This window comes from Photorhabdus sp. RW14-46 (assembly GCF_963887965.1).
In the GTDB taxonomy this organism is placed as follows: Bacteria; Pseudomonadota; Gammaproteobacteria; order Enterobacterales; family Enterobacteriaceae; genus Photorhabdus; species Photorhabdus laumondii.
This window is the reverse complement of record NZ_CAWPHH010000044.1, coordinates 24,307-30,613: the sequence shown is the minus strand read 5'-3', so window position 1 is coordinate 30,613 and position 6,307 is coordinate 24,307. Positions and strand designations below refer to the sequence as shown.

The 6,307-nt window shown below is 41.6% G+C and carries 6 protein-coding genes and 1 pseudogene; 3 read left to right on the top strand and 4 right to left on the bottom strand.

The window, feature by feature from the left end; all coding sequences use genetic code 11:
* Together AACQ38_RS21645 and AACQ38_RS21640 are read left to right on the top strand one after the other, a co-directional pair.
* Nucleotides 1–110: pseudogene (locus AACQ38_RS21645) on the top strand (IS630 family transposase); the annotation flags it as partial.
* A 28-nt stretch (nucleotides 111–138) separates the two neighbouring features.
* Nucleotides 139–1,101: a toxin PirB gene (locus AACQ38_RS21640; protein ID WP_242685651.1), complete on the top strand. Its 963-nt coding sequence runs from the start codon at nucleotides 139–141 to the stop codon at nucleotides 1,099–1,101.
* A gap of 195 nt (nucleotides 1,102–1,296) precedes the next feature.
* Here the strand turns inward: AACQ38_RS21640 and AACQ38_RS21635 are convergent, their stop codons facing one another.
* Entirely contained in the window at nucleotides 1,297–2,076 is a 780-nt protein-coding gene (locus tag AACQ38_RS21635) for an AraC family transcriptional regulator (RefSeq protein WP_165579058.1), read from the bottom strand.
* A gap of 103 nt (nucleotides 2,077–2,179) precedes the next feature.
* On the opposite strand from AACQ38_RS21635, the gene AACQ38_RS21630 reads away from it, so the two are divergent.
* Nucleotides 2,180–3,343 (top strand): multidrug effflux MFS transporter, encoded by a 1,164-nt coding sequence (locus AACQ38_RS21630; protein ID WP_165579057.1) that lies wholly within the window; start codon nucleotides 2,180–2,182, stop codon nucleotides 3,341–3,343.
* Between the two features lie 475 nt (nucleotides 3,344–3,818).
* Here the strand turns inward: AACQ38_RS21630 and fis are convergent, their stop codons facing one another.
* From fis to prmA, 3 genes are all read right to left on the bottom strand, one after another.
* On the bottom strand, nucleotides 3,819–4,115 hold the full coding sequence (fis, locus tag AACQ38_RS21625) for a DNA-binding transcriptional regulator Fis (protein WP_010847912.1): 297 nt from the start codon (nucleotides 4,113–4,115) through the stop codon (nucleotides 3,819–3,821).
* A gap of 25 nt (nucleotides 4,116–4,140) precedes the next feature.
* Nucleotides 4,141–5,106: a tRNA dihydrouridine synthase DusB gene (gene dusB / locus AACQ38_RS21620; RefSeq protein WP_058589826.1), complete on the bottom strand. Its 966-nt coding sequence runs from the start codon at nucleotides 5,104–5,106 to the stop codon at nucleotides 4,141–4,143.
* A gap of 283 nt (nucleotides 5,107–5,389) precedes the next feature.
* Nucleotides 5,390–6,280, bottom strand: a complete 891-nt coding sequence (gene prmA / locus AACQ38_RS21615) for a 50S ribosomal protein L11 methyltransferase (RefSeq protein WP_058589822.1) — start codon at nucleotides 6,278–6,280, stop codon at nucleotides 5,390–5,392.
* Nucleotides 6,281–6,307: the final 27 nt, after the last annotated feature.

Sequence of the window (6,307 nt, the reverse complement as noted above, 5' to 3'; positions counted from 1 at the left end):
AATTTCGAGACAACGTCTTCAAATTTTTCACCACAACGCTACCGGATATAGCGGACTCGCTGATGTCTAGAATTAACGACCATTTTCAGGTGCTAAAAACTGCATCTTGAAGTTTCTTGGGTATATATACAAGAGCGAATGGCAACCGTTGCTGACCTTCTTGATAAGCATCCAGGATCTGAAGAAGCGAGGAGTGCTTTTAATAATCTGGCAGAAAATATAGATGGTTATCACAAAAAATTTAATAATTTTTCGGATGATGTTAACTATCAAATATTACCCATGTTTTCTACTACGGTTATGATGCAGATAACATATTGGGTTGCTGGTTTAGAGAGAAGAAATGAAATCGGGCTTAGTGATATTGATATTGAAAAAGTCCGAGGATTAATCAAAAAGACGGTAGAACAGGCTAATAGTTATATTAATAATATATATGATAGAGAGCTTAATGATGCTCTTAATAACTCGACGGCTGACACTGTTGCAAATAATGTTATGTCTGTTCATGGTCACTGTCGTTTACATGGGGTTGAATATATCAGTATTTGGGATAAATTAAGTGAAGCCGAGTCGGTAAATAATAGAATCTATGTTGATGTTTTAAGTTATTCTACTTTCTTTGATCGTCAAACAGCAAAAGCCAGAATTCAGGCATTGACTCCAGAGAAAGATATGGCTCCACCTCTCAAACCGGCTCTTAATGGAGGAAAAAGAAGAAAGATAGATTCGTTAACGGGGCATATTGTGCGTATTGGAGGGGCTCCGAGAGTCGGAGGGCTGACAGTTGTTTTTGATGATGGTAATAGCCATCGATTAGGTACAATATCTGGTGAGACGGCATCTATTTCTCTGAATGGCAGTCGAATTACCAGTTTGGAAGTATGGGGCAATGGTGCTGTTGATCAAGCGGTCTTTACTTTGAGTGATGGTCGTTCATTGTCATTTGGCGCACCTGGAACATCTCGATATAGGAAATTTTATGTTGGTGAAAGTCACTATATTGCAGGGATATATTTGTCCAGTGATTACAGCCCATTAGCAGGTCAGGCAGCAAATATCGCTGTATCTTATCAGTTAATAAATGATGATGAAAAATAATAGCTTTTAACAAGTATATTTTATGTACGTAGAATGTTATTAGCTTTTATTTAATTATTTGATGCACTTGCCGACGTCTATGTTTATATGGTGAATGGTTCCTTTGATGTCGGCAATTTTTGTATATCACCTCAATAACTATTTACTTAAAAAACTATTTACTTCAATAACTATTTACTTCAATAACTATTTACTTCAATAACTACGTTCCTTATAAGCAGACATATATTCTCTTGGTGATCGACCGGTCATTTTCTTGAAAAAGATTGCAAAAGCACTATCACTGGCAAATTCTAATTCGCTAGCGACAGATGACAAATTACCCTGTTTTGCTAGTAATTCTATAGACTTGATTAAACGCCACTGTTGTCGCCATTGTTGATAGCTAAGTCCTGTTTCTCGGCGAAATATCCGACTGATGGTTTTTTCGCTGGCTCCGATATTCATTGCCAGTATTTTGAGTGTTGGTGGCAGTGTGGTCATAGGAATACGGGCCAAACGGCGGTCAAAAGGGAGTGGTAATAATGTCGGTTCTCTTTTTGCCAGATGGATTTCGTCAAAACAAACAGCCAATAGGTTAGCAGCAGCTCCTTGTAACCAATCTGTATTAAAGGGAGCCAGCGCTATTCTCTCTAATACTTCGCGTAACAGAGGTGTAACTTCCAATACCTCAACGTGTTCTGCTAAATATCCGATCCGATTTACATCTAAATAAATCGAACGATACCCGACGGAGCCTTTTATTTCTGCTCTATGAATAATACGCGGTGGAATCCAGGCAACCCGAGTTGGTGGAAGTATGCATAAGTGATCTGCCAGGGTGATATTGATGCACCCTTGCTGGGTAAATAATAATTGTCCCATTTCATGTTGATGAAATCCTGAGTCATGCTGGCCTAGTTCAGCCGCAATCCCTACTACCGGTACTCCAAAGCTATCAGGATCAAAACTATCATCACGAGAAAGCCATGTCATATTTATGTCCTATTTAATAAATAAATTGTCTTTATTATTGTAATGCGACAATTGAGAGCATGCTAATTTACGTTTTATGGTCTAATTGATTAAGAAAAATACAATGCAACGTAAACTTGGACTTACGCTGGCAACAGCGCTAATGATGTTTCCACAAATTGTAGAAACCATCTATAGCCCGGCATTAACCAATATCGCAAAGGAATTTAAAGTGAGTGTTGAGCAAGCCGCTCAAACTTTATCTTTATATTTTTTCGCTTTTGCTATCGGTGTAGTCGTTTGGGGGCGTATGTGCGATCTCATAGGAAGACGGCCAACGATATTGAGTGGATTATTACTCTATAGCGGTGCTTCATTAATGGCATTGTTCAGCGTCCAATTTGAATTATTACTGGCCGCCAGAATGTTATCTGCATTCGGTGCCGCAGTAGGCTCGGTAGGAACTCAAACAATAATGAGAGATTCTTATCAAGGAAGTGAATTAGCTCGTGTGTTTTCTATCATGGGAGTAGCTTTAGCAGTAAGTCCGGCAGTTGGCATGGTAAGTGGTTCTATTTTGGTGTACTTCTGGGGATATAAAGGTGTCTTTTCCGGCTTATCTTTACTTGCGGTATTACTATCAGGTTGGTCTGCTATTTGTCTGCCTGAAACCCGCCCAGTGTCAATGGTAACAATATCGTTAATAGATACTTTGATTATCATGCTTAAGGATGTAGCAATTTGGTGCAATGCGCTGTTAATAGCGTTCTTTAATCTATGTTTGTTTAGCTATTATCAATTGGCCCCATTCGATTTTGAACGGTTGGGACTTTCCTCTGAGATGTTTGGTTATACCGGATTGCTTTTGGCGCTGGGAGCCGGTATTGGTGCCTTTTTAAATAGATTCTTGTTGAACAAAAGGTGGCATTCATCGAACTTAATGTTGCTTGCTTCTATTATCACCCTGATAGGAGGGGGGATGATAATGGTTCTGGAAGATACCTGGTTGTTTATCTTGCCTATGGTTTTGATTGTTCTGTCTTACGGAATTGCAGTCCCTAATATCTTGGCTTCTGCATTGATTAATTATACGGATAGATTGGGAACAGCAGGAGCGCTATTAGGCTTGCTTTATTATTTGATGTTAGGCATAGGTCTTGCGCTAGCGGGTTGGAGCCAACATCTTGGTGTTGTCTTGATGTGCTGTGGTTGTTTTATTTTATTGTTAGTTATAATCAATTTTTTCATGTTAATAAGGACTGAAAATAATATATCAGTTACGGAATAAGCTGACGTTGGACGGATTCTGGATTGTAAGTAGTCAGCCATCAGAGAAGAATATTGGTAAATTACGGTTAAAAGAGTATTTAAAATAAAATTTTATGTCTGAAAAGGACACTAACATACTCTAACCAAAATGGAATTATAGGGTAAGGCAATAAGTAACGAAACCGTTCTATACCCTATGGATTTCAAGATGCATCGCGGCGGCAAGGGAGCGAATCCCCGGGAGCATAGAGAACTATGTGACCGGGGTGAGAGAGTGCAGCCAACAAAGAGGCAACTTGAAGGATAACGGGTATATATCGCTGTGAGATAGGCAAGAAAGAGGCTTGATGCAGATTTTAGGATTGCCAGGCAACCTAATAATCTGCATTTTGTTGCGTAAGGCCCCCAAAATTCGGCATTACTTTTCTTGGTTTGGCAAAAAAGGCACTTTACCAAGAGGTACAGCGCCTTTTTTAATGAACTAACTTTAGTGATTAGTTCATGCCATATTTTTTCAATTTCTTACGCAGTGTGCCACGGTTGATGCCCATCATCAGGGCAGCACGTGTTTGGTTGCCACGGGTGTATTGCATCACCATGTCCAACAATGGCTGTTCCACTTCAGCCAATACCAGCTCATACAGATCATTAACATCTTGACCGTTTAATTGAGCAAAATAGTTCTTCAGTGCTTGTTTAACTGAATCACGTAAAGGTTTTTGGGTTACCTGATCTTGTGAATTTACAGTAGCAACGGTTAGTACGTCAGAATTTACGCGTTGTTCGAACATAGTTCTGTCAGCTCTTTTCTTTATATTACGCAAAATTTTCGAAATATGCCCCCAACACCTCCAGCTGTTCGCTGGCATCCTCTATGGTGTTGAATGTGCGCCGGAACTGGTCATCAGGAGCATGCTCCCGGAGATACCAGGATACATGCTTACGTGCGATACGGGCTCCCTTGCCTGGACCATAAAAGTCGTGCAATTCCTGTATATGCTCGTTCATTAAATGCTGCACTTCGCCAATCGGCATCGGTGACAGCAGTTCTCCTGTTGCCAGATAGTGCTGGATTTCCCGGAAGATCCAGGGTCTTCCCTGAGCAGCGCGGCCTATCATCAGGGCATCAGCCCCGGTGTATTCAAGCACTGCTCTGGCTTTAAGCGGGTCAGTAATGTCGCCATTGGCAATAACCGGGATGGCAACAGTCTGCTTAACTGTCCGAATATTGTCGTACTCTGCCTCTCCGTTAAACAAACAGGAACGAGTCCTGCCGTGGATCGCCAGAGCTTGGATACCACAATGCTCGGCCAATTGGGCAATCTTTACACAGTTTCGTTCTTCTGGCGACCATCCAGTGCGAATTTTTAGCGTAACAGGAACATCTACTGCGTTTACAACGGCAGAAAGGATCTTTTCGACCAATTCTGGGTAACGTAGTAAAGCCGAACCTGCTAGCTTACGATTCACTTTCTTGGCTGGACACCCCATGTTGATATCAATGATCTGAGCACCATTAGCGACGTTGATCTTCGCTGCCGCTGCCATTTCATCGGGATCACTTCCAGCAATTTGCACGGAACGAATTCCCGGTTCGTCACTGTGAACCATACGTAGCCGGGATTTGTCTGTCTTCCAGACCTGAGGGTTGGAAGAAAGCATTTCCGATACTGTCATACCTGCACCCATTTTGTAACATAGTGACCGAAACGGGCGGTCAGTTATGCCAGCCATTGGGGCCGCAATAAGACAGTTTTTCAGCTGGTATTGTCCGATACGCATAGACGAAGAAAGAGTGGCCATACTGTGACTGCAAGGGCGCGTATATTACGCATTTTTCGCAAAATATGAAAGGCCAAACTTTGAGCAAATCGTCATTTGTTACAACTTTTTTCCAACTTTTCTGCTGGGGTAAATATAATTATTCATAAATAACATGGTGTTATATGTTATTGGTAAAGTTTATCACTTAGGATTTTTCTATCAGTAAGTTTGCTGATAGCACGGATTGCCATCAATAAGTGATTGAAATTTACACTTTCGATTATAACAAAATAAAATAATTTCAATTTGTTGCTATTTTTACCCCAGATATCCGACACCATTCTTCCCGTTCCGCAACAGGATCGATTACGAATTTATCAGTATAAGCCTGAATAACACTTTCTGCTTGGTTCGTTAAAATACCCGACAAACCTAACAGGCCACCCGGTTTTGGTAATGCACCAATCACAGGGGCAAGTTCACGCAGAGGGCCTGCCAAAATATTAGCAATTACTACATCAGATTCAAGATCGGTTGGTGTATCTTTCGCCAAATATAACGTTAAATGCTCCAGAACGCCATTACGCTCTGCGTTGTCTCGGCTGGCCTGAATAGCTTGTGGGTCGATATCTATGCCAATAGCGTGCGTTGCACCGAGTTTTAGCGCCGCAATTGCCAGTATGCCGGAGCCGCAACCAAAATCGATAACCGTTTTACCTTCCAGATTGAGACTGTCTAACCATTGCAGACATAACGATGTGGTTGGATGAGTACCTGTACCAAAAGCCAGCCCAGGGTCCAGCATAACGTTGACAGCATCTGGATCAGGGACGTCGCGCCAGCTTGGACAGATCCACAAGCGGTTGCCAAAGCGCATTGGATGGAAGTTATCCATCCATTCACGTTCCCAGTCTTTGTCTTCCAACTGCTCAATTTTATGAATAAATCTTTCACCCAACTCAGGAACTTGTTCGAGCTGGCTGATAACTGCTTTCATATCTGTTTCAGCATCATAAAGCCCGATGACATCTGTGTCTCCCCATAAACGAGTCTCGCCTGGTAAGGGTTCGAATACGGGATTATCGTGGCTGTCTTGAAAGGTGACTGATACTGCTCCATTTTCCATTAGAGCATCTCCAAGGGATTCAGCGAGCTGTCCTGTAGTATTTAATCGAAGTTGTATCCAGGGCATAAAAAATTCTCCTTAATTGAAAATAGA